At 72.2% G+C, this 23,659-nt stretch carries 21 protein-coding genes and 1 riboswitch; of the genes, 9 read left to right on the forward strand and 12 right to left on the reverse strand.

The window, feature by feature from the left end; genetic code table 11:
- Nucleotides 1–631: adenosylcobinamide-GDP ribazoletransferase (locus AMY39116_RS0333065; protein ID WP_020421882.1), on the forward strand; the 631-nt coding region annotated here is incomplete at its 5' end.
- 13 nt (nt 632–644) lie between these two features.
- Here AMY39116_RS0333065 and AMY39116_RS0333070 read toward each other — a convergent pair.
- The 8 genes from AMY39116_RS0333070 to AMY39116_RS0333105 all read right to left on the reverse strand — a co-directional run bounded on the left by AMY39116_RS0333070 (nt 645) and on the right by AMY39116_RS0333105 (nt 10,109).
- A complete protein-coding gene (locus AMY39116_RS0333070) occupies nt 645–1,646 on the reverse strand; it encodes a hypothetical protein (protein ID WP_157358777.1) in 1,002 nt (333 codons plus the stop codon).
- Nucleotides 1,643–3,517, reverse strand: coding sequence for a hypothetical protein (locus AMY39116_RS0333075; RefSeq protein ID WP_157358778.1), 1,875 nt, complete (start codon nt 3,515–3,517; stop codon nt 1,643–1,645). The genes AMY39116_RS0333070 and AMY39116_RS0333075 overlap by 4 nt, the downstream gene beginning before the upstream one ends.
- Before the next feature lie 32 nt (nt 3,518–3,549).
- Nucleotides 3,550–4,383 carry a hypothetical protein gene (locus AMY39116_RS44025; RefSeq protein ID WP_020421885.1) on the reverse strand — a complete coding sequence of 278 codons (834 nt, stop codon included), beginning with the start codon at nt 4,381–4,383 and terminating at the stop codon, nt 3,550–3,552.
- A gap of 108 nt (nt 4,384–4,491) precedes the next feature.
- Entirely contained in the window at nt 4,492–5,160 is a 669-nt protein-coding gene (locus AMY39116_RS0333085; protein WP_027936439.1) for a Crp/Fnr family transcriptional regulator, read from the reverse strand.
- Nucleotides 5,161–5,208: 48 nt separating this feature from the next.
- On the reverse strand, nt 5,209–6,228 hold the full coding sequence (gene cobC / locus AMY39116_RS0333090; RefSeq protein ID WP_020421887.1) for an Rv2231c family pyridoxal phosphate-dependent protein CobC: 1,020 nt from the start codon (nt 6,226–6,228) through the stop codon (nt 5,209–5,211).
- Nucleotides 6,221–7,555, reverse strand: a complete 1,335-nt coding sequence (locus AMY39116_RS0333095; RefSeq protein WP_020421888.1) for a cobyrinate a,c-diamide synthase — start codon at nt 7,553–7,555, stop codon at nt 6,221–6,223. Before AMY39116_RS0333095 ends, cobC begins: the two co-directional genes overlap by 8 nt.
- Nucleotides 7,549–8,163 (reverse strand): cob(I)yrinic acid a,c-diamide adenosyltransferase, encoded by a 615-nt coding sequence (gene cobO, locus AMY39116_RS0333100; protein WP_020421889.1) that lies wholly within the window; start codon nt 8,161–8,163, stop codon nt 7,549–7,551. The genes AMY39116_RS0333095 and cobO overlap by 7 nt, the downstream gene beginning before the upstream one ends.
- Complete coding sequence (locus AMY39116_RS0333105) at nt 8,163–10,109, reverse strand: putative cobaltochelatase (RefSeq protein ID WP_020421890.1); 1,947 nt, start codon at nt 10,107–10,109, stop codon at nt 8,163–8,165. The genes cobO and AMY39116_RS0333105 overlap by 1 nt, the downstream gene beginning before the upstream one ends.
- 78 nt (nt 10,110–10,187) lie before the next feature.
- Nucleotides 10,188–10,247: riboswitch (cobalamin riboswitch) on the reverse strand.
- Nucleotides 10,248–10,308: 61 nt separating this feature from the next.
- Between AMY39116_RS0333105 and AMY39116_RS0333110 the strand changes: the two genes are divergently transcribed.
- Together AMY39116_RS0333110 and cobM are read left to right on the forward strand one after the other, a co-directional pair.
- On the forward strand, nt 10,309–11,469 hold the full coding sequence (locus AMY39116_RS0333110) for a bifunctional cobalt-precorrin-7 (C(5))-methyltransferase/cobalt-precorrin-6B (C(15))-methyltransferase (protein WP_020421891.1): 1,161 nt from the start codon (nt 10,309–10,311) through the stop codon (nt 11,467–11,469).
- Nucleotides 11,466–12,245, forward strand: coding sequence for a precorrin-4 C(11)-methyltransferase (gene cobM / locus AMY39116_RS0333115; protein WP_020421892.1), 780 nt, complete (start codon nt 11,466–11,468; stop codon nt 12,243–12,245). The genes AMY39116_RS0333110 and cobM overlap by 4 nt, the downstream gene beginning before the upstream one ends.
- A gap of 150 nt (nt 12,246–12,395) precedes the next feature.
- Here the strand turns inward: cobM and AMY39116_RS0333120 are convergent, their stop codons facing one another.
- Nucleotides 12,396–13,463: a cobalt-precorrin-5B (C(1))-methyltransferase gene (locus AMY39116_RS0333120; RefSeq protein ID WP_020421893.1), complete on the reverse strand. Its 1,068-nt coding sequence runs from the start codon at nt 13,461–13,463 to the stop codon at nt 12,396–12,398.
- A gap of 11 nt (nt 13,464–13,474) precedes the next feature.
- On the opposite strand from AMY39116_RS0333120, the gene AMY39116_RS0333125 reads away from it, so the two are divergent.
- The 3 genes from AMY39116_RS0333125 to AMY39116_RS0333135 are packed head-to-tail and all read left to right on the forward strand — an operon-like array spanning nt 13,475 to nt 18,106.
- Nucleotides 13,475–14,224, forward strand: a complete 750-nt coding sequence (locus AMY39116_RS0333125) for a cobalt-precorrin-6A reductase (RefSeq protein ID WP_369794379.1) — start codon at nt 13,475–13,477, stop codon at nt 14,222–14,224.
- Complete coding sequence (gene bluB / locus AMY39116_RS0333130; protein WP_020421895.1) at nt 14,221–14,883, forward strand: 5,6-dimethylbenzimidazole synthase; 663 nt, start codon at nt 14,221–14,223, stop codon at nt 14,881–14,883. The genes AMY39116_RS0333125 and bluB overlap by 4 nt, the downstream gene beginning before the upstream one ends.
- Nucleotides 14,884–14,935: 52 nt before the next feature.
- The gene (locus tag AMY39116_RS0333135) at nt 14,936–18,106 is read left to right on the forward strand and encodes an arabinosyltransferase domain-containing protein (RefSeq protein ID WP_020421896.1); all 3,171 of its coding nucleotides are present in this window, start codon (nt 14,936–14,938) and stop codon (nt 18,104–18,106) included.
- A gap of 273 nt (nt 18,107–18,379) precedes the next feature.
- Here AMY39116_RS0333135 and AMY39116_RS0333140 read toward each other — a convergent pair whose 3' ends face one another.
- Genes AMY39116_RS0333140 through AMY39116_RS0333150 form a run of 3 tightly spaced genes read right to left on the reverse strand, consistent with a single transcriptional unit; the run spans nt 18,380 to nt 21,533 of the window.
- Entirely contained in the window at nt 18,380–19,870 is a 1,491-nt protein-coding gene (locus AMY39116_RS0333140; protein ID WP_020421897.1) for a precorrin-2 C(20)-methyltransferase, read from the reverse strand.
- Complete coding sequence (locus tag AMY39116_RS0333145) at nt 19,867–20,490, reverse strand: precorrin-8X methylmutase (RefSeq protein WP_020421898.1); 624 nt, start codon at nt 20,488–20,490, stop codon at nt 19,867–19,869. Before AMY39116_RS0333145 ends, AMY39116_RS0333140 begins: the two co-directional genes overlap by 4 nt.
- Nucleotides 20,487–21,533, reverse strand: a complete 1,047-nt coding sequence (locus tag AMY39116_RS0333150) for a nitrite/sulfite reductase (RefSeq protein WP_020421899.1) — start codon at nt 21,531–21,533, stop codon at nt 20,487–20,489. The genes AMY39116_RS0333145 and AMY39116_RS0333150 overlap by 4 nt, the downstream gene beginning before the upstream one ends.
- A 112-nt stretch (nt 21,534–21,645) precedes the next feature.
- On the opposite strand from AMY39116_RS0333150, the gene AMY39116_RS0333155 reads away from it, so the two are divergent.
- Genes AMY39116_RS0333155 through AMY39116_RS0333165 form a run of 3 tightly spaced genes read left to right on the forward strand, consistent with a single transcriptional unit; the run spans nt 21,646 to nt 23,629 of the window.
- Nucleotides 21,646–22,551 carry an ATP-binding cassette domain-containing protein gene (locus AMY39116_RS0333155; RefSeq protein ID WP_020421900.1) on the forward strand — a complete coding sequence of 302 codons (906 nt, stop codon included), beginning with the start codon at nt 21,646–21,648 and terminating at the stop codon, nt 22,549–22,551.
- A complete protein-coding gene (locus tag AMY39116_RS0333160; protein ID WP_020421901.1) occupies nt 22,548–23,393 on the forward strand; it encodes an ABC transporter permease in 846 nt (281 codons plus the stop codon). Before AMY39116_RS0333155 ends, AMY39116_RS0333160 begins: the two co-directional genes overlap by 4 nt.
- A complete protein-coding gene (locus AMY39116_RS0333165) occupies nt 23,390–23,629 on the forward strand; it encodes a helix-turn-helix transcriptional regulator (protein ID WP_020421902.1) in 240 nt (79 codons plus the stop codon). Before AMY39116_RS0333160 ends, AMY39116_RS0333165 begins: the two co-directional genes overlap by 4 nt.
- Nucleotides 23,630–23,659: the final 30 nt, after the last annotated feature.

Consider the following 23,659-nt stretch of genomic DNA (forward strand, 5'->3'; position numbering starts at 1 on the left):
GCCGCTCGCCGTGCTGGCCGGGCTCGTCGTCCTCGCGGGGGGTGCGCTCGGGCTGCCCGCGATCGCCGTGGCGGGACTCGCGGTCGGCGCGGTCGGCCTCGCCAGCCGGGGGCTGCACCTCGACGGCCTCGCCGACACCGCGGACGGCCTCGGCGCGTCCTTCGACCGCGAGCGCGCCCTGGAAATCATGCGCCGCGGCGATTCCGGACCCACCGGGGTCGCCACGCTGGTCCTCGTGCTGATCGTCCAGTGTGGAGCACTCAGCGGCGCGATCTCCGCCGGGCACGGGGTCACGGCCGCCGCCGCCGGCACGCTCGTGAGCCGCTGGGTGCTCGCCCTGTGCTGCACCCGCGGCATCCCCTCGGCCCGGCCCGAGGGACTCGGCGCCACCGTCGCGGGCAGCATCCATCCGCTGTGGACGGTCGCAACCCTGTGCGCCGCCGCCGGTCTCGCCACCCTCGCTCCCGGAATGGACTGGTGGCGCGGCCCGCTAGCGGTCACCGTCGCCTTCGCCGCGGCCGGGGCCGTGTTGTGGCGCTGCACCGCCCGGCTGGGCGGCATCACCGGCGACGTGCTCGGCGCGTGCGTGGAGATCGCGGCCGCCGCGGCCTGGCTAGCGCTCGCGCCGTAGCGCGGAACCATGATCACCACAACGAGGTGACATTGTCTTGGCCGCCGTCATCGTCGTTCTGCCGCAACGCATCGCCAAGGTCCGTCCTCCCCGACGTGACGAGCAGACGCGCTAGCCGATCCTTGAGCAACTCACGCTGCGGCTCGTCGTCGGCCGAGGGATACACCGCCTGGACGAACCGGTCGGCGAGCTCGACCGGCGAGCTGGGACGATCCGCCGGTTCGGCGGCGAAGTGCCGCTGCACGGCTTCCGAAACCGCCGGTTCCGCGTCCGCCGCGTAGGACGCGAAGAACGGAGACACCGTGGATTCGTGAGCTGCGGAGGACAACAGCGCGAACGTCCCCCGAAGTCGTACAGCCTCCTCGACGCGGTCCTTGTGCTGCGCCAGCCACCAGATCAGGGCGTTGCTGGGGGTCGCGAGAGCGTCGTCGCGCAAGTAGGCCCGCAACGCCTTTTCCAGCGCGAGCTCGTCCTCCCACTGCCGGACCTTCTTCCTCAGTTCGACGCGGCGGTCCACGAGCTGGCGATCCGCGTCGGACAGCACCAGCGTCACTTGCGCTGCCCACGCCCAGCGTGACCCCGAGTCGCCCGCTGCCTGCGCCAGTGCGGCGGCGAGGTCCTGTTGCGCTTGGGCCAGATCGTCCGGTTGATAACGCCCGGCCAGTTCGCTCGCACGGTCACGCACGTTCTGGACCGCCCAGCTCGCGACGTCCGGTCCGCCCGTGCCAGGGACGAACTGGTAGTGCACCTGAGCTGAGAAGAAGAAGCAGTAGTCCCGGTCGGCTGATCGGAGTCGTTCTCCGCTCACCGGGCACTCGCCGTTGATCGGCTGCGGCGGCACGGGCGGCGCGAACTGCGGCTGCGGTCGCGGTCGAGTCGCGGCGATCGCGGCCCCGACGATGACGAAAAGCACCACGACCACGACGAGCGCGACCCACCCGCCGACCAGTGCGGACACGATCAGGGCCGCCGCGATCCCGAGTCCGCTCGCCACCACTGTCCGGTTGTTCATCACTTCGCCTCCGAAATCGGCTCGTCGTCCCACAAATCAGTCACACCCTGTTGTTCGTCGAGGCCACGTCGAAGCCTGGTGAGCACCGGCATCCCACCTTCGTGACGGGAAGCCCACTCCCGGACGACGACGAACAGCCGGCTCGCTCGCACCGGGTCCGCGCCGGCGGCAGCGGTGAGGATGTCCAGCAACTCCGGACGCCCACCGAAGGCCGCCTCGGCCAGCCACGGCTCGGCCAGGTGGGACCACCCTCGGGCATCGCGTTCGTCCAGGATCGCGCGCCAGCAGTCGCTCAGACGGGCGTGCGTCCACCGGTTCCCGTCGGCTCGGCCGGGCGCGCACAGAACGGCGAAGAGGTCGTGGTCGATCTTGTTCGTCCTGGCCAGAACGGCCAGGATCCGCCGATACATCCGCCCGTCGTTCGCGAGACGGATCAGGACCTCGCGAGCGGTGGCCGAGACGGCCGGAGCGGGATGCAGGGTCAGCAGCCTCAGCCGCACCACCGCCATGTCCGGCTGGGTGTGCACCAGCACCTGCTCGCACACCGCGAGCACCACGTGCGCGAGCCGCGCGGGCAAGGAGGGATCCAGCGCCCACTCGCGCAGTTGCTTGCGCGCCTCTCGTCCGCAGTGCCGATCCACGACTGCACGGGCGAGCAGCCGGTAAGCCAGTACCCGTACTTCGTTCCTTGGCTGGGTGGCCCAGGCTCGCGCCGTTGCGAGGAGCGCCCGCACGTCGTGACTGCGCAGCAACTGATCGCCGAGCCGGTCACCGATCAGCCCCCGTTCCGTCTCGGTCAGGTCCGGCGAGACGGCGACTTCCGACAGCCACCGTCCGAGGTCCTGGTGAAGGCCGGCGTATTCGTCCCACAACCGGCCGAGCACCGCCTCGGCGTAACCGATCCGCGCGAACACCACTCGCCGGTCGTCCACCTCGGCCCCGATGCGGCCGAGTCGCGCAACCACGCCGTCCGACTCGAGCCAGTGCTGTTCGGCGGCCGGGAACTCGACCAGCTCGAGCAGCCTGCGCTCGGCCGACGCCACCGCGTCGATCCGCGCCTCCGCCATAGCGGCGGCGGCAAGCAACAACGCACGCTGTCGTCCTTCCGGTTGCTTCTCCAGAAGCCGTTCCAGTTCTCCCGGGTAACCTCGAATCGCTTCGACCGCGGCGGCCAGCCAGACCCGCGGACCGCCCTGGTCCTGTTCGCTCTCCTCGACGACCAGCTGTCCCACACGCATCAGCTCGCTCATCGAGGCTCCCTCGAGAACCTCCCGGAGCGGGCCGTCGACCTGTTCGGCTCGGAGCTGGATCCCGGCTTGTGCAAGGTGCTTGAGCACGACCCGCAGGGCGTCCGGTCGCTCCAGCCGCACGACCCGCCGCCGCAGATCGTCGTGGAGCCAGTCCTCCTGCTCCCGGCCGATCACCAACGCCAGTCGAGCCCGGTTCCGCACCACCGCATCGGCCAGCGACCGCAGCTCACCCTCACCAGCGGAGAACTCCCAGCGGTGCAGGGCGGAGAAGTTGACCAGGAGCCGGTCCCCGGTTTCGACGTCGCCGAGTGGAACGTCGATCCCCGCCTCTGTCTCCACCTCCTGGATCTCTCGCACCACATCGCCCTCGGGACACAAGAGCATCCGGGCCGCGGTTTCCCTGCCCGAGCCCGCCCGCCCGCTCACGACGACGAGGCCGCCGTCCGCGACAGGCACCGCCCTGTCGAACCCGGGAGGCGGCTCGAACCTGCTCCGCAACCAGTGGAGGTCATCGGCGGTGACCGGCCTGCGTGTGGCCGGTACCGGGTCCTCCCGCACCTGCCCGAGCAATTGGTAGTAGTGGTGGATCTGGTCCCCGCTGCCGGTGTGCACCGGGCCGGCCACGTCGGCGATCTCGGTCCGGTTCGTGGGGGTGCTCACCGGTCACGCCTGTCGAAGGACTGGTGGATCCCGCCGGTGTTGCGGCCGACGATGTTCTGCGTTTCCCCGTTGAACTGGTTGCCGGAGCCGCTGTGCAACGGACCGCTCGCGTGGTGGATCACCGTCGAGTTCGTCGCGGTCTCCTGCCGGCCGTCCGGGTCCTCGGCCGCCTCGACCTCGTTCCGGAAACCGCGGTCGAGGAGGTCGCCGGACGGCTTGGGCACGCGCAGGTAGGCGGCACCGCGGTAGGTCTTCTGACTGACCGGAACCCGGACGTACAAAGCCTCGTCCTCCCCCGTGTAGCCGGTCGCGACCGCGTCGGCGAACGCTCGCTCCGAGACGATCGCCGCCACGCAGGTCGGTTTGCCCGAACGACTCAGCAGGTCGCGGACCGGCTCCGAGTCGAGCAGCCGGTGGTTCTCCACCCGCGACTCCCCGCTCCCATCGGAGATACCGCGGCCCGAGTCCGTCATCGGGCCCACGTTGACGCTGACGCGCATCCGCAGCGGCTCTTCGCCAGCCGGACGCCAACCGACCGTGTTGCGGTACTCCAGCTCCTCCTGCAGCGCGGGCAGGAACGGGTTGAGCAGGAACGGCAGCATCTCGGCGCGGAAGCCCGCGACGTAACCGTCGCCCGTCGTCGATCGGTACTTGTGCTCCTGCCACAGCCCGGACAACCCGGCCCGCTGGAACGCCTGCTCGAGGATTTCCGGCACGGCCTCGGTCAGCTCGGCGTGGAACCTGCCGCGCCTGCCACTGAAGTTCTTGATGTCGACCACCAGCAGAGCCCGGTACGGAGGTAGTGCTTCGACGTGATCGTGCTTGTCCATCGTGATCGCCTTCCTGCCTGCGCTCCTGGTGCGAGGCACTGGCAAGACGATCCGCGAGGCGCGGTCCGGGAATTGTCCGATGGCAGACAAACTCCGTAGTGACTGCCGTCACAGTCCAGCACTGTCCGCCAGTTTGTCGAGATCTGCCACCAGGAGCCGCCGACCGAGACCGAGAGCCCCGGATGCGCGGAGGACCGAGATCTGTTCGGCCACGGTGCTTCGGGACAGCCCGAGCGCACGAGCGAGCGCCTCCTGCGAGAACGGCACCTGCATCCGCTCCGGATCACCTGGATCGGCCAGCGCGACCAGTTCCAGGATGAGCCTTGCCAGACGGCGCTGGGCGCTGAAGTGCACCAACTGCATCTGGTAGGGGACCGTTTCGGACAGTTTGGCCAGCAGGTAATCGGTGAATTGGCTGTCCGCGCAGTTCCGGCGGAGGAACTCGCGGAACACCTCGGCGGTGAGGACTTGCACGGTGCAGCGGTCGATCGCCTGCACGCTCGCCGTCCTCGCGACCTGTGGAACACCGGCAATCTCGCCGACCAGGTCACCAGCCGCACGTAGCGAGACGAGGAGTTCCGCCCCCTCCTCGTCGTGCCCGGTGACCTTCACACGTCCCCGCAGGAGGACCAGCACCCATCCTCCTGGATCACCCTGGCGCAGCAGGAAGGATCCGGCCGGGTAGCTGCGGGTGACGCCATGGGCGACGAGACCGCCCCAGAGTTGTTCTCCGATCAGAGCCCGGAAGCCCCGCCGGACGTTCGGCGATAGCACCACCCGTACCTACCGCTTCGCCGGCCGCCGTCAGCGCATGTTGAACAGAGTTCACCCGTTCAGCCGAGACCGTAGGGCCTCCAGGAAGGAATCGGTCACCTCGCGGTCCCGCACTGCGATCCGCAGCCAATCTCCGTCCAAGCCGGGGAATGTGTCGCCCCGGCGGACGGCGTATCCGGCCGCTCTCAGGCGCAGCCGCAGGTTCGCCGCGTCCGGGATGCGCACCAGCACGAACGGGCCGCGTGGCTCGCCGGCCACTTCGACTCCCAGGGAGCGCAGACCGGCGACCAGGTAGTCCCGGTCCTGCTCCGCCCGCACCGCCAGCTTGTCCGCCTCGTCCAGCGCCGACGGTCGCATGCAGGCCACCACGGCGCGCGCGGCGAGCGTCGACACCGACCACGGCGGCTGCACGGCCCGCAGGGCGTCCACAAGCGACGGTTCGGCCAGGACGTAACCCGCGCGCAGGCCCGCGATCCCCCACGTCTTCGTCAGGCTGCGGATCACCACCACACCTGGAAGTCGTTCCCCCGCCAGGCTTTCCGGCTCGCCCGGCACCGCGTCCAAAAAGGCCTCGTCGACCACCAGCACCCGGCCCGGGCGCACCAGCGCACGCAACGCCGCGGCCGGGTGCAGCACGGACGTCGGGTTGGTGGGGTTGCCGACGAACACCAGATCCGCGTCCGCGGGCACCGGTCCCAGGGTGAAACCGTCCGAAGCGGACTGCACGACCCGGTCCACCTCGTGGCCCGCCGCGCGCAGGGCCGCCTCCGGCTCGGTGAATTGCGGGTGCACCACCACCGCGTGCCGCGGCCGCAACGCGTTGGCCAGCAACGTGAACGCCTCCGCCGCACCCGCCGTCACCAGCACGTCCGACACGTCCCGGCCGTGCCGCGCCGCGACCGCCTCGGCAGCCGCGTCCACCGAGGGATACGCGGCCAGGTCGTCCAGCGCCGCGGCCAGCTCCGCCCGCAGCCACGCCGGCGGCGACGGCAGCCGGACGTTCACCGCCAGGTCCACCAGGCCGTCCCCGACCTCGCGATCCCCGTGGTGGTGCAGGTCGTAGTCAGCCACGCGCGTGCACCGCCGCCGCGAACCGGTGCGCCAGCGCGGGGTGCCCGGCCCAGTGGACGTGCAGGTACGACGCGTGCAGCGTGGACGAGGCGAAACCCTCGGCGACACCGTCCCACTCCCACGCCGGCACCGCGCCCGCCCGCGGCGTCACCACGGTCCGGTGGAACTCGTGCCCCGTCACCCGCTCCCCGGCGCGAGCCAGCAGATGATCGACCGGCGCTGATGCCGTCCGGTACCCCAGCGCGCCCCGCTTGGTCATCACCGCCGACGCGTCCAGCGCCCCCACCATCGGCAGCCCGTCCAGCTCCCGGCACAGGTACAGCAACCCGGCGCACTCGGCCACCACCGGCATCCCGCTCCGGATCGCCGCGGCCAGCTCCTCGCGCAGCGGCGCGTTCGCCGACAGGTCCTCGACGTGCACCTCGGGGAACCCGCCCCCGAAGTACAACCCGGCGCACCCCTCGGGAAGCGTCTTGTCGTGCAACGGATCCAGGTCGACGACGTCCACACCGGACGCCGCGAGCAACTCCACCGTCTCGGTGTACCGGAACGTGAACGCAGGCCCCGCGGCCGCCGCCACCACCCGGCGCGGCCCCGAATACGACCCGCTCGGCTCCCACGCCGGGGCGGTCAGAGCCGGAGCCGACCGCGCCACCCGCACGATCGCTTCCAGGTCGACGCCGTCGGCCACCCACGCGGCCAGCTTCGGCAGCAGCTCACGCGACTCGGCGTCCCGTTCCGCGGCAGGCACCAGACCGAGGTGCCTGCTCGGCGCGTGGATGTCGTCGCTGCGCCGCAACGCGCCCAGCACGGGAATCCCGGTGCGCACCAGGGCCGCCCGGATCTCCTCCTCGTGCCGCGGCGACCCCAGCTTGTTGAGGATGACGCCCGCGATCTCGACGCCCGGCTCGTACCGCGCGAACCCGAGCACCATCGCCGCGACGCTGCGGCTCGCCGCCGACGCGTCCACCACGAGCACCACCGGCGCGCCCAGCAGCCGCGCGACGTGCGCCGTCGACGCGTAGCCCTCGGTGCCGAGCTGCCCGTCGAACAGGCCCATCACGCCTTCGATCACCGCGATGTCCGCGCCCGCGGAACCGTGCCGCAGCAACGGCACGAGCAGGGATTCGCCCTGCAGGAACGGATCGAGGTTGCGTGGCGGCCGTCCCGTCGCCAGCGAGTGGTAGCCGGGGTCGATGAAGTCCGGCCCGACCTTGTGCCCGGACACCGCCAGCCCGCGCGCCCGCAACGCGGCCATCAGCCCGGTCGCGATCGTCGTCTTGCCGTGCCCGGACGCGGGCGCGGCGATGACGACGCGGTTCACCATTCGATGCCCCGCTGGCCCTTTTGCCCGGCGTCCATCGGGTGTTTGACCTTCGTCATGTGCGTCACCAGGTCGGCGGCCTCGATCAGCTCCTCCGGCGCGTTGCGGCCGGTGATCACCACGTGCTGGCGGCCCGGCCGGTCGCGCAGCGCGGCGACCACCTCGGCGGTGTCGATCCAGCCCCAGTGCAGCGGGTAGGTGAACTCGTCCAGCACGTAGAAGTCGTGGCGCTCCTCGGCGAGGCGGCGCTTGATCTCCGCCCAGCCCTCACGCGCGTTGGCGGCGTGGTCCTCGTCCGACCCCTGCTTGCGTGACCAGCTCCAGCCCTCGCCCATCTTGTGCCACTCGACCGGCCCGCCCTGGCCGCTGCTCTCGTGCAGGGCGCCCAGCGCGCGGAAGGCGTTCTCCTCGCCCACCTTCCACTTCGCCGACTTGACGAACTGGAACACGCCGATCGACCAGCCCTGGTTCCACGCGCGCAGCGCCATCCCGAACGCGGCGGTGGACTTGCCCTTCATCTCGCCGGTGTGCACGGCGAGCAGCGGCCGGTTGCGGCGCTGGCGGGTGGTGAGGCCGTCGTCCGGCACGACCAGCGGTTTCCCCTGCGGCATCAGGCAGCCCTCCTGCGCACCTCGGTGGCCAGCGTGTCGGCGGCGACCTCGCCCAGCGGCACGTGTTCGCCGCCCAGCCGCGCGGCCAGTTCCGCCGCAAGCCCCAGCCGCATGCGCCCGGTCTCGCAGTCCATCACCACGGACGCGACGCCCGCCCCGGCCAGCATTTCCGCGGCCTGCTGCGAGCGCGCGACCGCGTCCGCGCCACTGGTGGCCCTGCCGTCGGTGACCACCACCAGCAGCGGACGACGGCGCGGGTCCCGCACCGCCTCGACCCGCAGCACACGCGCGGCCTCCAGAAGTCCTTCCGCGAGCGGCGTCCGCCCGCCCGTCGGCAAGCCCTCCAGGCGCGCGGCGGCGGCCTCGACACTGATCGTCGGCGGCAGCGCCAGCTCGGCGGCGCCGGCCCGGAACGTCACCAGCCCGACCTTGTCCCGCCGCTGGTAGGCGTCCAGCAGCAGGGACAGGACGGCGGCCTTCACCTCCCGCATCCGCGACTTCGCGCCCATCGAGCCGGACGCGTCGACGCAGAACAACACGAGGTTGCCCTCGCGCCCCTCACGCAACGCGAACCGCAGGTCGCTGGGCCGCAGCACCAGGCCGGCGCCGTCGCGGCCGCGGGAGCGCTGGTGCGGCGCGGCCGCCCGCACGGTCGCCACCAGGTGCGGCCGTCCCTCGCGCGTGCCGGGGGGCCGGACGCCGATGGTCCGGCCGGCGTCGGTCACCGCGCGGGACCGCTTGCCGTGCGCGCCCTCACCGAGACCGGCGACGCTGAACATCCTCGCCCGGTACGGCTTTCCGGCGCCGACGGACTGCTGCTCGCTCCCGCCGCCGCCCGGTTCGCCACCGGTCTCCGGCTGCTGCTGTCCCTGCGGGGTTTCGGCCGGGGCGTCGGAACCCGAGCCGGGGCCGTCGTCGTCCGGCGGGCCGGGGTCCTCCGGCGGCTCGGCGTCGCGCAATGCCTGTTCGAGCTGCTCCTCGTCGATCCCGGGCGCGTCGAACGGGTTGCGGCGGCGCCGGTGCGGCAACGCGAGCCGCGCCGCGACGCGGATGTCCTCAGTGGACACCTCGGTGCGCCCGCTCCACGCGGCGTGGGCGACCGCGGTGCGCGCGGTGACGATGTCCGCGCGCATCCCGTCCACCTCGAACGCCGCGCACACCTCGGCGATCTGCCGCAACGCGTCGTCGCTCAGCTCGACCGACGGCAGGAGCTTCTGCGCCGCCGCGATCTCGGCCGCGAGCTGGGCGTCGGTGTCCTCGTACCGCGCGGCGAACGAGTCCGGATCCGCCTCGTAGGCGAGCCGACGACGGATCACCTCGGCGCGCTGCTCCGGATCGCGGCTCGCGGCGACCTCGACGGTCAGCCCGAACCGGTCGAGCAGCTGCGGCCGCAGCTCGCCCTCCTCCGGGTTCATGGTGCCGATCAACACGAACCGCGCCGCGTGCGACACCGAGACGCCCTCGCGCTCGACGGTCGCGCGGCCCATCGCCGCCGCGTCGAGCAGCGTGTCGACCAGGTGGTCGTGCAGCAGGTTGACCTCGTCGACGTAGAGCAGGCCGCGGTGCGCGGCGGCGAGCAGGCCGGGCTGGAAGTCGGTGACGCCCTCGGTGAGCGCGCGTTCCAGGTTGAGCGAGCCGATCACGCGGTCCTCGGCCGCGCCGACCGGCAGCTCGACCAGCCGGGCGGGACGGCGCAGCGCACGGGTGTCGTGCGGCGCGTCGGGGCAGTCCGGGTCGGGCGCGGCGGGGTCGCAGGAGAACCGACAGCCCTCGACGACGTCGACCTCGGGCAGCAGGCCGGCCAGCGCGCGCACCATCGTCGACTTCGCGGTGCCCTTCTCGCCACGCACCAGCACCCCGCCGATGGCCGGGGAGATCGCCGAGAGCACCAGTCCGAGCCGGAGGTCCGGCATCCCGACGACGGCGGTGAACGGATACGGCCTCAAGCGAACTCCTTCGCCACGCGCGGGTGTCCTCGCCCGCCTGAACAGGGCACGTGCCGGGCACGTAACGGCCGCCGAAGCTCTGGCTCCCGGCACGCTCGGCCGGTCACAGTGGCGGGACCGCCCCGGAGTCGCACCGGGTTCCTGCGGCGACCGTCCCCAGGATCATCGCATACGGTCTCCCCCCGTGAGGATCGTCGTTGTGGGTGTCCCGGCAGACGGGTGGGCCGGGCTGGCCGAGCCCGTGCGCGCCGAGATCGCGGCGGCCGAGGTGCTGTTCGGCGGCCGCCGCCAGCTCGACCTGGTGCCGGTGGACGTGCCGAAGGTGGCGTGGCCGAGCCCGCTGCTGCCCGCGCTGGACGGCCTGTTCGCCGAGCACGCCGGACGCCGGATCGTCGTGCTGGCCAGCGGCGATCCGCTGCTGTCCGGCATCGGGACGACGCTGGTCAGGCGGTTCGGCGCGGAGCACGTGCGGATCGTGCCCGCGGTGTCGTCGGTCGCGCTGGCCAGGGCCAGGATGGGCTGGTCCGCGGAGGAGACCGAGGTGGTCAGCGTCGTCGGGCGCAGCGTGCACCGGGTGAGCCGGGCGCTCGCGCCGGGGGCCCGGCTGGTGGTGCTCAGCTCCGACGGCCGCACGCCCGCGGAACTCGCCGAAGTGCTGGTGGCAAGGGGTTTCGGCGAGAGCAAACTCACGGTGCTGGAGCAGCTCGGCGGTCCGGCCGAGCGCCGCGTCGAAGGCTTCGCGCGAGACTGGTCACACCCCGCGGGTGATCCGTTGAACGTCGTCGCCGTCGAGTGCGCGGGCCCGAGGTTGCCGACCCTGCCCGGCCTGCCCGACGACGCCTTCGAGCACGACGGGCAGATCACCAAACGGGACCTGCGGGCGAGCGCGCTGGCCCGGCTCGCGCCGGTGGCCGGTGAGCTGCTGTGGGACGTCGGCGCCGGGGCCGGAAGCGTCGGGATCGAGTGGTCGCGGGCGCATCCGGCGAACCGCGCGATCGCCGTCGAGCGCAGTGCGGAACGGGCCGCGCGGATCCGGCGCAACGCGGACCGGCTGGGGGTGCCCGAACTGCGGGTCGTGACGGGTGCCGCGCCGGAGGTGCTGGCGGACCTGCCCACGCCCGACGCGGTGTTCGTCGGCGGCGGGCTGGCGTCGCTGGACGTCTGCCTCGACGCGCTGCGGCCCGGCGGGCGGCTCGTCGCCCACGCGGTGACGCTCGATTCGGAGCAAGTGCTGGCGAGCGCGTACCAGCGGCACGGCGGCGAGCTGACCCGGATCGCCGTCGAGCACGCCGCGCCGCTCGGCGGATTCACCGGCTGGACCCCGGCCCGGACCGTGACGCAATGGAGTTTCCTGAAATGACCGTGTTCTTCATCGGCGCCGGGCCCGGCGCCGCGGACCTGATCACCGTGCGCGGGCGGGACCTGCTGGCGCGTTGCGGGGTGTGCCTGTACCCCGGCAGCCTCACGCCGCCCGATCTGCTCGCCCACTGCCCGGCGGACGCGCGCAAGATCGACACGGCGGACCTGTCGCTGGAGCAGATCGTCGGCGAGCTGGTGGCGGCCGACCGCGCGGGCCACGACGTGGCGCGGCTGTGCTCGGGCGACCCGTCGATCTACAGCGCGGTGGCCGAGCAGATGCGCCGCCTCGACGCCGCGGGCGTGCCCTACCAGGTGGTGCCCGGCGTGCCGGCGTTCGCCGCGGCGGCAGCGGAACTCGGGCGCGAACTGACGGTGCCGACGGTCGGGCAGAGCCTGGTCATCACGCGCGTCCAGGCCCGCTCGACGGCCATGCCGACAGGCGAGACGCTGGCGAACTTCGCCGCGACCGGCACGACGCTGGCCGTGCACCTGGCGATCAACCGGATCGAGCAGGTGGTCGAGGAGCTGCTGCCGCACTACGGCGCGGACTGCCCGGTGGCCGTGGTGCACTGCGCGAGCCAGCCGGGGCAGCGGATTCTGCGCGGCGTCCTGTCGCGGATCGCGCCCGAAGTGCGCGCCGCGGGAATCGACCGCGCGGCGGTGATCTTCGTGGGCCGCGTGCTGGCGGCGGAGAAGTTCCCGGACAGCTACCTGTACTCCGCGGCGCGGGACCGGTCGGAAAAGATCCGGATCGTCCCGGACCCGGCGGGCGATTGATCGGAAACGCCGGCGGTGAATTCCGCCGCCCCGCGCGAAACGCCTCGCCGGCGGTTCGATCCTCGACCTGGTCGCGCAGGACGTTTTGACCGACGGCGCCGGTGCACCGCGCCGGCTGGCCGCTGAATGGCCCGGCCTGGCCGCCGGGCGTCAGGTACCCGCGCCGCTCGGCGGTTCGCTGACCCCGACCACGTTCCCCGCCCGGTCGATCACCAGCACGTCCACCGCGACCGGCGCCGGGTCCAGCACCGACGCCGCGAACGCCCGCGCCCGGTCCGCCACCGCCTCACCGATCGGGAAGCCCGCTTCCTGCGACAGCTGCAGCGCGTGCAACGCCGTGTTCGCCTCGAGGATGCGCGCGGCCAGCGGCTCGGGCGCGAGCGACGCCAGCAGCGCGAGGTCCACTTGCGACCGCTTCGAGTGCAGGTCCAGGTGCCCGGCAGCGAGCTTCGACATCTTCGCGAACCCGCCCGCGATCGTCAGCCGCGGCACCGGGTGGCGCTTCACGTACTTGAGCACCGCGCCCGCGAAGTCGCCCATGTCGAGCAACGCCGTCTCCGGCAGCCCGTACCGCTCGGCGACCGCCCGCTCCGACGTGCTTCCCGTCGCACCGGCCACGTGTTCGTGCCCCAGCGCCCGCGCGACGTCCACCCCGCGCCGGATGCTGTCGATCCACGCCGAGCACGAGTACGGCACCACCACGCCGGTCGTGCCGAGGATCGACAGCCCGCCGAGGATGCCGAGCCGCGGGTTCCACGTCTGCCGCGCCAGCTCCTCACCCTCGGGCACGGAGATCTCGACCACGACGTCCCCGGAATCGCCGAACGCGGCCGCCACCCGGCGCACCGCCTCGGTCATCAGCCGCCGCGGCACCGGGTTGATCGCCGGCTCGCCGACCGGCAGCGGCAGCCCGGGCAGGGTAATCGTCCCCACCCCGACGCCCGCGCGGAACGTCACGCCGCTGCCCGGCTCGCCACGCCGGACCGTGGACAGGATCAGCGCGCCGTGCGTCACGTCCGGGTCGTCACCGGCGTCCTTGATCACCCCTGCGGTCGCCGAATCCGCGTCCAGCCGCTCGGTGGCCAGCGCGAACGCCGGGCGGCGCCCCTGCGGCAGCTCCACCTCGACCGGGTCGGGGAACTCGCCGGTGAGCAGCGCGGTGTACGCGGCCGTGGTGGCCGCGGTCGCACACGCTCCGGTGGTCCACCCGTACCTCATCACCAGGCAGTATGGCTGGCGTGACGGAAGTACTCGTGCTCGGAGGCACCGGTGAGGCCCGCGCGCTGGCCGCCGGGCTCGTGCGACGCGGCGTCGCGGTCACGTCGTCGCTGGCCGGGCGGGTCGCCAACCCCCGCCTGCCGGTCGGCGAAGTGCGGATCGGCGGCTTCGGCGGGCCGGACGGCCTCGCGCGTTGGCTGACCGAACACGGCACCGCCGCCGTGGTGGACGCCACACACCCGTTCGCCGAGCGCATCGGAGCGTCCGCGGCAACGGCCACGAGCAAGGCGGGCGTGCCCCTGCTGCGGCTGCAGCGCCCCGGCTGGCAGCAGGGACCCGGCGACGACTGGCACTGGGTGGACACCCTCGACGAGGCCGCGGACCTGGTGGAACGCCTCGGCGACCGGATCTTCCTCACCAGCGGCCGCCAGGGCCTGTCCACCTTCGCGCGCTGCACGCGGGCGCACTTCCTGGCCCGCTGCGTCGACCCGCCGGAGCCGCCGCTGCCGCCGCGCCTGGACGTCCTCCTCGACCGCGGCCCGTACACCGTCGAGGGCGAGACCGCGCTGCTGCGCGAGCACCGCATCGACGTGCTGGTCACCAAGGACAGCGGCGGCGACATGACCACCGCGAAGCTCGTCGCGGCCCGCCAGGAGGGCGTGCCGGTGGTCGTCGTGCGGCGCCCGCCGCGTCCGCCGGCGCACACCGTCGCGGACGTGGACGCCGCGCTGCGCTGGGTGTCGGCGATCCTGGACGCATGATCGAGGAGTTCTACGAGGTCCTGCGGCGACGGCGGGACGTGCGCGCGGAGTTCACCGGCGAGCCCATCGACGACGAGGTGCTGACCCGAGTGCTGGAGGCCGCGCACTCCGCGCCGAGCGTCGGACTCACCCAGCCGTGGGATTTCGTGCTCGTCGAGAGCACCCGGACGCGTACCGCGTTCCGCGACCACGTGCTCGCCGAGCGCGAGGTGTTCGCCGCGTCGCTGCCGCCGGAGCGCCGGGAGACCTTCGCGCCGATCAAGATCGAGGGCATCCTGTCGTCCTCGCTCGGTGTCGTCGTGACCTACGACGAGAGCCGCGGCGCCCCGGACGTGCTCGGCCGCCACGCGATCGCCGACGCCGGCCTTTACTCGGTGTGCCTGGCCATCCAGAACCTCTGGCTGGCCGCCACCGCGGAGGGCCTCGGCGTCGGCTGGGTGAGCTTCTACCGCGAGGATTTCCTGCGCGACCTGCTCGGGATCCCGGCCGGGGTGCGGCCGGTGGCGTGGCTCTGCCTCGGCCCGGTGAGCCGTCTGCAGGACATTCCGGACCTGGAGCGCCACGGGTGGCGCGAGCGGCGGCCGTTGTCGGCGGCGACGCACCGTGAGCGGTTCCGCACACCCCCATCCCGTAGCGAGCGCGAGGAAGCATCGCGATAGCGTTCTGCCAATGTGGATGGCCAGCAGGACACCTACTGTCGCACCGGATGAGGTGACCGACCCGGACCAGCCGGGCACTTCGGCACGCACCTCGGCGGAGCGACCTCACACGTTCTTGTGGCGGCTGCTCGCCGTCGTACTGGGCCTGTTCGCCGCGGGCTGCGCGGTCGCCTTCCCGTTGCTGCCGGTCGTCCAGGACACGGCGAAGATCGTGTGGCCGGCCGGCAGCGACACGCGCCCGGTCAACGCCCCGCTCGTCGGCTACTGGGCGCAGGACCTGCAGGTCGGCGTGCCGTGCGCGACGATCCAGTCGCTCGACGCGCGCACCGCGGGCGCGGGGCTGCTGTTCTCGACCGTGCCGCCCGCCCGCGCGGGCAACGGCGCCGGTATGCAGCTCAACGTCCAGGACGGCGTGCTCACCGCGACCAGCCGCGGCCAGCAGGTCGCGCGTCAGCCGCTGCCGGCCGCGGGGTGCGACGTGCGGGTCAGCTCGACCGCGACGCACACCACGCTGTCGGTGGCGGGCACCCCGGTCTACGACTCGGCGGGCGACGTCCGGCCGCGCGTGCTGGGCATCTACACCGACATCTCGTCGGCGCGGGACCCGATCGCCGGCCTGTCGGTCGGCATCACCCCGGACACCCGCTACCAGTCGTCCCCCACCGGGCTGAAGGTCGGCATCGGCGTGTTCGGCGTGCTGTCGCTGATCGGCTGCCTGATCGCGGTCAACCGGCTGGACTCGGGCACCGCGCGGCGCGCGCCGCGGTGGGCGCCGATCGGCTGGTGGAAGCTCACCAAGCGGGACGTGACCGTCTTCGGCGTGCTCGGCGCGTGGGTGTTCATCGGCCCGGTGACCTCGGACGACGGTTACATCCTGACGATGGCCAGAGTCGCCGACCAGGTCGGCTACCTGACCAACTACCACCGGTGGTTCGGCGTCGCGGAGGCGCCGTTCGGGTGGAACGACCACATCTACGAGCTGATGGCGACGGTGTCCACGGTGCCGCCGTGGATCCGGTTGCCGTCGTTCCTGCTCGGCGTGCTGAGCTGGCTGCTGATCAGCCGTGAGGTGCTGCCGCGGCTGGGCAAGGAGGTCCGGATCAGCCCGGCGGCGGGCTGGGCCGCGGCCGTGGTGTTCCTGGTGTGGTGGCTGCCGTTCAACAACGGTGTCCGCCCGGAGCCGTGGGCCGCGCTGGGCTCGCTGATCGCGCTGTGCGCCGTGGAGCGCTCGCTGGTCACGCGGCGCCTGCTGCCGCTGTGCCTCGGCCTGATCGGGGCCGCGTTCGCGCTGGCCGCGACGCCGACCGCGCTGATCGCGGTGGCGCCGTTCCTGGTCGCCGCGAAGCCGTTGTTCCACCTGCTGCGCAGCCGGGCCCGTGATTCGGGCTGGGCCGCGGTGCTGGCGCCGATCGCGGCGGCCGGGTTCATCGTGCTGATCGTGGTCTTCGCCGACCAGACGTTCTCGACGGTGATGGAGGCGACCCGCCTGCGTGGCTCGGTCGGCCCGAACAAGTCCTGGTACGAGGAGCTGTCGCGGTACGAGCTGCTGTTCGAGAACAGCGCGGACGGCGCGCTGACCCGCCGGTTCCCGGTGCTGCTGCTGATCCTGTGCACCGGCACCTGCCTGGTGGTGCTGCTGCGCCGCGGCCGCATCCAAGGCGCGGCGCTGGGCCCGGCTCGTCGCCTGATCGGCACCGTGGCGCTGTTCTTCCTGCTGCTGGCGCTGACCCCGACCAAGTGGACGCACCACTTCGGCGCGTTCGCCGGTGTGGGGGCGGCGATGGCGGCGCTGACCGCATTGGCGACCAGTTCGACGGTGCTGCGGTCGCGGCGCAACCGGGCGGCGTTCACCGCCGGGCTGCTGGTGGTGTCCGCGCTGGCCGCGACGGGCCCGAACGCGTACTGGTTCGTGTCCAGCCTCGGTGTGCCGTGGTGGGACAAGGCGCCGTCGATCAAGGGCTACCACCTGTCCACGGCGCTGCTGCTGGCCGCGGCGGTGGCGGCGGTGTTCGCGTTCGTGGAGAACGTGCGCATGCAGCGGCCGGGGGCGCCGCCGCCGGTGCAGGAGCGGCGTGGCCGGGCGCTGCGGCTGGGCGCGACGTCGCTGGTCGTGGTGTGCGGCGCGGTCGTGGTGTTCGAGGTCGCCAGCATGGCGAAGGGCATCCAGAAGCAGATGTCGACGGGCAGTTACAGCCTGGCCGCGGCGAACGTGGACCACCTGTTCGGCAAGAGCTGCAACCTGTCCGATCACGTGATGGTCGAGCAGGACCCGGTGTCGAGCATGCTCAAACCGGTGTCGGCGGTGACCGTGCCGGAGACCGCGACGCCGGAGAACTCGACGCTGCCGCGCCCCGAGGACGAGGGCAACGAGAAGTCGTCGGCGGGTTTCCACACCGACGGCAACGGCGACGACGACCCGCTTAACTCGCCGCCGCACGGTTTCACCACGGCGACCGTGCCGATGTGGAGCAGCTACCACGAGGGCTCCGCGACGGGCCGGCTGCGCACCGACTGGTACGCGCTGCCGGACCAGCACGCAGGCGCGCAGGTGACGATCGCCGCCGCCGCGCCCCCTGGCAAGGCGACGAGCGTGGCGCTGGAGTTCGGCCGGGAGACGCCGGCGGGCGTCGAGGTGGTCCGGTCGACGACGGTGCTGGCGCAGAACGTGGGCACCGGGGCGTCGGCGGACGAGACGAAGTGGGCCGACGAGCGGCTCGACATCGGCGATCTGCCCGCGGACGTCAACCGGGTGCGCGTGGTGGCCAAGGACGACGACATCACAGGCGACGGCTGGGTCGCGGTGAGCGCCCCGCGCGTGCCGACGTTCACCACGCTCACGCAGCGGGTCGGCAGCGCGCCGGTCTACATGGACTGGCCCGCGGCGTTCGTGTACCCATGCATGAACCCGGTCGCCTCGCACGACGGCATCTCGCAGATCCCGGCGTACCGCATCACCGCCGGTGACCTGGCCGCGGAGGCCGGCGTAGCGGACAACATCGGCGGCGGGCCGAACGGGTGGATCGAGGAGCTGGCCAACCAGCCCGAGGTGCCGAGCTATCTGGAGGGCGACCAGTCCGGCCGCTCGTGGGGACGCCTGCTGCAGATCGAGCCGTACACCGACGGCGTGGCACCCCAGGTGGAACACGGAACCGAAACGATGTGGGGCTGGCAAAGCCCAGGCCCAGGCCCCCAACAACCAAACGGCTCAACGCCAACCCGCTAAGAAAAGCCCCCGCCAACAGCGGGGGCTTTCTTCTTTCACAACCAACAAACCGCCACCCGGCAGCAATAACCGAACACACAGACCGCCCACCCCACCCCCGCACCCCGATCCACAGCCCAGTTCTGCGCCCGACCAGGGGTTGTCAAGGTACTCTTTCCAGCCTTGACAACCCCTGCTCGGGCGTAGAAACAATGAAAAATCGGGGCGGCGGGTCCAATCCGGGCGTAGCGAAGCGAAGCCGGCGCTCTAACAACCCGCGTAGCGGCTACGCAATCAATAGGACCGCGGCGTCCACACAAACCCGTGATCAACGCGAGTCCGCGACGAGCCAACAATCACCAAACACCGCATATCAACCACCGAAGGATCAAACTCCCCCAAGGAAGTCACCATCACCGACTCCTCAGGACCCCCAACATCCCGAGCCACCACGACCGGCGTCTCCACAGCCCGATGCCGCAACAACACATCCCGAGCCCGCACCAACTGCTCAGTCCGCGTCCGCGATGCCGGGTTGTAAAGAGCCACCACGAGATCAGCCACTCCAGCAGCCTCCAGCCGCCGCTCGATGACCTCCCAGGGCTTCAACCGATCCGACAACGACAAGACGCAGTAGTCATGCCCCAACGGCGCCCCAACCCGGGCAGCCGCGGCGGACGCAGCCGTTACGCCCGGGATCACCCGCACCCGCACCGGATCTTCCAACGAAGCCGCCTGCTCCAGCACCGCCGAGGCCATCGCGAACACACCGGGATCACCCGAGGACACCACCGCCACCCGAGCACCGGACGCGGCCAGCGAAAGCGCGTGCCGGGCCCGATCCGCCTCGACCCGGTTGCCGGACGCGTGCCGCACCTGCCCGGCCCGCTGCGGCACCTTCGCCACATACGGCCCGTACCCGACGATGTGCTCGGCCTCGGCCAACGCGGACGAAGCCTCCGGCGTCAGCCACTCCGGCCCGGCCGGCCCCAGCCCGACGACCACGACCTCGCCGCCCTCAGCGGGAACCGCCGCCGGTTCGGCGGCCGGCTCCTTCCGCGACGCGTAAGCCGGACTCGGCACCAGCGCCAGCGAGAAGTACGGCACCGTCGACGGGTCCACGTCGGCGAACGGCTCGACCCGCTGGTTGGACCACGTGGCCCGCTCGACGTAGTAGGCCTCGTCCAGCCGTCCGGACTCGGCCAGCGCCTCCCGCACCGAGCCGAACGTGCGGCCCAGCTTCATCACCGCGGCGGCCTGCGTGTCCGCCAGCCGCCGCGCGAGTTCCGGCGCGGGCAGCGTGCCAGGCAGGATCGTCAGCACCTCGTCGCGCTGCACCAGCGGCTTGCCGAGCACCGCCGACGCCGCCGACACCGACGTCACCCCGGGCACCGCCTCGGCCTCGTACCGGTCGCACAGCCGCTCGTGCATGTACATGTAGGAGCCGAAGAAGAACGGGTCGCCCTCGCACAGCACCACCACGTCGCGCCCGGCGTCCAGGTGCTCGGCCAGCCGCTTCGCGCTCAGCTCGTAGAACTCGGCGATCGCGCCCTCGTACCCGCCGGGGTGGTCGGTGCCCTCGGTCGTGACCGGGTACATCAGCCGTTCCTCGATCTGACCCTCACTCAGGTACGGCTCGGCCACCGACCGCGCGATGCTGCGGCCGTGCCGCGCGCAGTGGTAGGCGATCACGTCGGCCTCGCTGATCAGGCGCGCGGCCTTGACCGTCATCAGCTCCGGATCGCCGGGGCCGAGTCCGACACCCCACAGCTTGCCCGTCTTCATTCGACCTCGCTCGCGAGCGCGTTGACCGCGGAGACCGCCATGGCGCTGCCGCCGCGCCGCCCGTGCACCACCAGGTAGGGCGCGGGCGCGCGCTTGACCAGCTCTTCCTTCGACTCGGCGGCGCCGACGAACCCGACCGGCACCCCGATGATCGCGGCGGGCACCCCGGCGCCCTCCTCGATCATCTCCAGCAGCCGGAACAACGCGGTCGGCGCGTTGCCGATCGCCACCACCGAGCCCGCGAGCTTGTCCCGCCACAGCTCCAGCGCGGCCGCCGAACGGGTGGTGCCCATCCGCTCGGCCAGCGCGGGCACGCGCTCGTCGGACAGCGTGCACAGGATCTCGTTGGCGGCGGGCAAGCGCTTGCGGGTCACGCCGCTGGCGATCATCTGCGCGTCGCACAGCACCGGCGCCCCGGCGCGCAGCGCGGCGCGGGCCGACTCGACGAGGTCGAGCGAGTAGGCCAGGTCGTCGACGAGGTCGACCATCCCGCACGAGTGGATCATGCGGACCGCGACCGGCTCCAGGTCCTCCGGCAGGATCGCGAGGTCGGCCTCCTCGCGGATCGTGGCGAACGAGTGGCGGTAGATCTCCGCCCCGTCGCGGATGTAGTCGATCACGCTGTTCCCTTCTGGTATTCCTCAGTGCCCGCGAGCATGTCGACGTGCGGCTCGTGCGGTCGCCCGCACCGCCGTTCGCATCCGGAGAAGTGCATCCGCACCCCGGCGGGCACGCGGCGCATCACGGCCCGCGCGTCCGCCCGCACGTCGGCGCGCGACTTCGCGCAGCCCGGCCGTCCGATGCACGCGCTGATCCCCAGCCCCGGCGCGTCCGTGTCGGTCACCAGGCCCGGCGCGTCCAGGCCGAGCGGCACCACGACCGACCGCCACGGCGTCACCACGACCTCGCCCAGCGCCCGCAGATCCGCGGCCGCGAGCTGCCCCAGCACCGGCGCGGCGACGACCCCGGCGCGCCCGTCGTCGCGGGTGAACGGCCCGATCTGCACCCCCGGTGACGTGGGCAGCCGCTCGCCGAGCGGCAAGTCCAGCTCCCGCACCCGCCACGCGCTGCCCCGCACCTCCAGGAACCACAACGCCTTCCGCACGAGCGCGTCGACCGCGCCGGCGAACGGCACCCGCTCGCCGGTGTCCCGCCCGGCGAGCAACACCGCGCCGGTCGAGGAGTCCAGCGCCCGCCAGCACACGTCCGCGTCCTCGCCCGACACGTCGCCGCGGCCGTCGTCGAGCGCGAACAGGAACCGGCCCGGCAGGGCGGCCAGCTCGGGCCGCGCGCACACCGCCCGGTCCAGCTCGAACACCGCATCGCGCACGTCGACCAGCCCGCCGGTGAGCCCGCTCAGCGGCGAGGCCAGGTAGTTGCGCACCCGCTCGTGCGCGGGCGCGGGCAGCAGACCGGCCGACGTCAACCGGGCGGCCAGCTCGCCGGTGTCCCGCGACAGGCCGCGCAGCTGGATGTTGCCGCGCGAGGTCAGGTGCACCGAGCCGTCGCCGAGCTCCTCGGCGCACGAGGCCAGGACGTCGGCCTGCCCGGCGCTCACCCGTCCGCCGGGCAGCCGGATCCGGGCGAGCGCGCCGTCGGCGGCGTCGTGCGTGGCGAAGACACCCGGACAGGCGTCGGGGCGGACACGTCCGGGATGGGCCATGCGCTCACTGTAAACGGCGGGATCGGCGCGAAGTATTACCTGGATCATATGTAGTAGGTCTGCTACATTCCATCGCACAGGCGTAGCACTGGGGAGAACACCTATGACAGCGATGAGCCAGGTCGCGACGAGACCGCCGGAGCCGCCGGGCGACGAGCCCGCGCTCGACGTGCGCGACCTCCGCATGCGTTACGGCGCCAACGACGTGCTCAAGGGCGTGACCTTCCAGGCCGCGCCGGGCGAGGTGCTGGCGCTGCTCGGCCCGAACGGCGCGGGCAAGACGACCACCATCGAGATCCTCGAAGGCTTCCGGATGCGGTCGGCGGGCGACGTGCGGGTGCTCGGCGTCGACCCGGCCAGGGGGACCGAGGCCTGGCGCGCGCGGCTGGGCATCGTGTTGCAGTCGTGGCGGGACCACGGCAAGTGGCGGGTGCGCGAGCTGCTGGCCCACCTCGGCTCGTACTACGTCGACCACCGGCAGCCGTGGGACGTCGACGACCTGATCGACACGGTCGGCCTCACCCCGCACGCGCACAAGCGGGTCGGCAGGCTCTCCGGCGGGCAGCGGCGGCGGCTGGACGTCGCGATCGGCATCGTCGGCCGCCCCGACCTGCTGTTCCTGGACGAGCCGACCGCCGGCTTCGACCCGGAGGCGCGCCGCGAGTTCCACGACCTGGTGCACCGGCTGGCCGACGAGTCGGACACCACGATCCTGCTCACCACGCACGACCTGGACGAGGCCGAGAAGCTCGCCGACCGGATCCTGATCCTGGCAGGCGGCACGATCATCGCGAACGGGTCGGCCGAGCAGCTGGGCCGCGAAATGTCCACCGACGCCGAGGTCCGCTGGACCCGCGGCGGGCAGCGGTACGTGCACTCGACCACGGACGCGACGAAGTACGTGCGTGAGCTGTTCGCCCAGTACGACGAGGAGATCGAGGACCTGGAGGTGCGCCGGGCGAGCCTGGAGGACACCTACATGGCGCTGCTGCGCAAGTTCGAAGGAGGCGCCCGGTGAACGCCACGGCACTGCGCGCGGGGTTCCAGCGCGGCCTGATCGAGCTGCGGCAGAGCTTCACCACCGTCCAGGACCTGTGGGGCTACTTCTTCCCGACCGTGGTGTTCCTGGTGGTGATGACCCTGATGAAGGGCTCGGTCATCCCGGGCACCTCGTTCTCCCGCGGCTCGATGACGCTGCCCAGCCTGATCGGCGCGAGCGTCGGGTTCAGCGGGCTGATCAACACGATGCAGCAGCTCACGGTCGAACGCGAGGACGGCACCCTGCTGCGCGCGAAGGCCCTGCCCAACGGCATGAGCGGCTACCTGATCGGCAAAATCGTGATGGTGTCCGGCATGACGATCGTCGGCATCGCGCTGCTGATCGTGCCCGGCCTGTTCATGTTCGACGGCCTGGAGATCGACGCCATGACCTGGGTGACACTGGCCTGGGTGCTCGTGCTCGGCCTGGTCGCGACGCTGCCGATCGGGGCGGTGTTCGGGTCGCTGTTCGAGAACCCGCGCACGATGGGCGTGATCATGCTGCCGGTGATGGCGCTGGTCGGCACGTCGGGCATCTTCTACCCGATCGGCGAGCTGCCGTCCTGGGTCCAGGGCATCGCGCAGGTGTTCCCGCTGTACTGGCTCGGCCTCGGCATGCGCTCGGCATTCCTGCCGGACAGCATGGTGGCCGTGGAGATCGGGCAGTCGTGGCGGACCTGGGAGACGCTCGGCGTGCTCGGCGCGTGGGCGGTCGCCGGCCTGGTGCTGGCGCCGATCGTGCTGCGTAGGATGGCGCGGCGCGAGTCCGGGTCGACCGTGGCCGCACGGCGGGAGAAGGCACTACAGCGGATGCCGGGATGAGTGAGTCGATCTACAACCGCATCGCGATGCTGCGCGCCGAGCGCGGCATCTCGCGGCGGCAGCTGGCCGAGGCGGTCGGGGTGCACTACCAGACGATCGGGTACCTCGAACGCGGCGAATACAGCCCGAGCCTGTACCTCGCGCTGCGCATCGCCGAGTACTTCGAGGTGCCCGTCGAGGTGATCTTCTCCACGCAACCCTTCCCCCGCCTCGGCCGTGAGGAACGGACGGCTTGACTCCGGGCCTGCTCAACGGACAGTGTTGAG

The sequence above is a fragment of the Amycolatopsis sp. ATCC 39116 genome (assembly GCF_000231075.2).
Taxonomy (GTDB): Bacteria; Actinomycetota; Actinomycetes; order Mycobacteriales; family Pseudonocardiaceae; genus Amycolatopsis_E; species Amycolatopsis_E tucumanensis.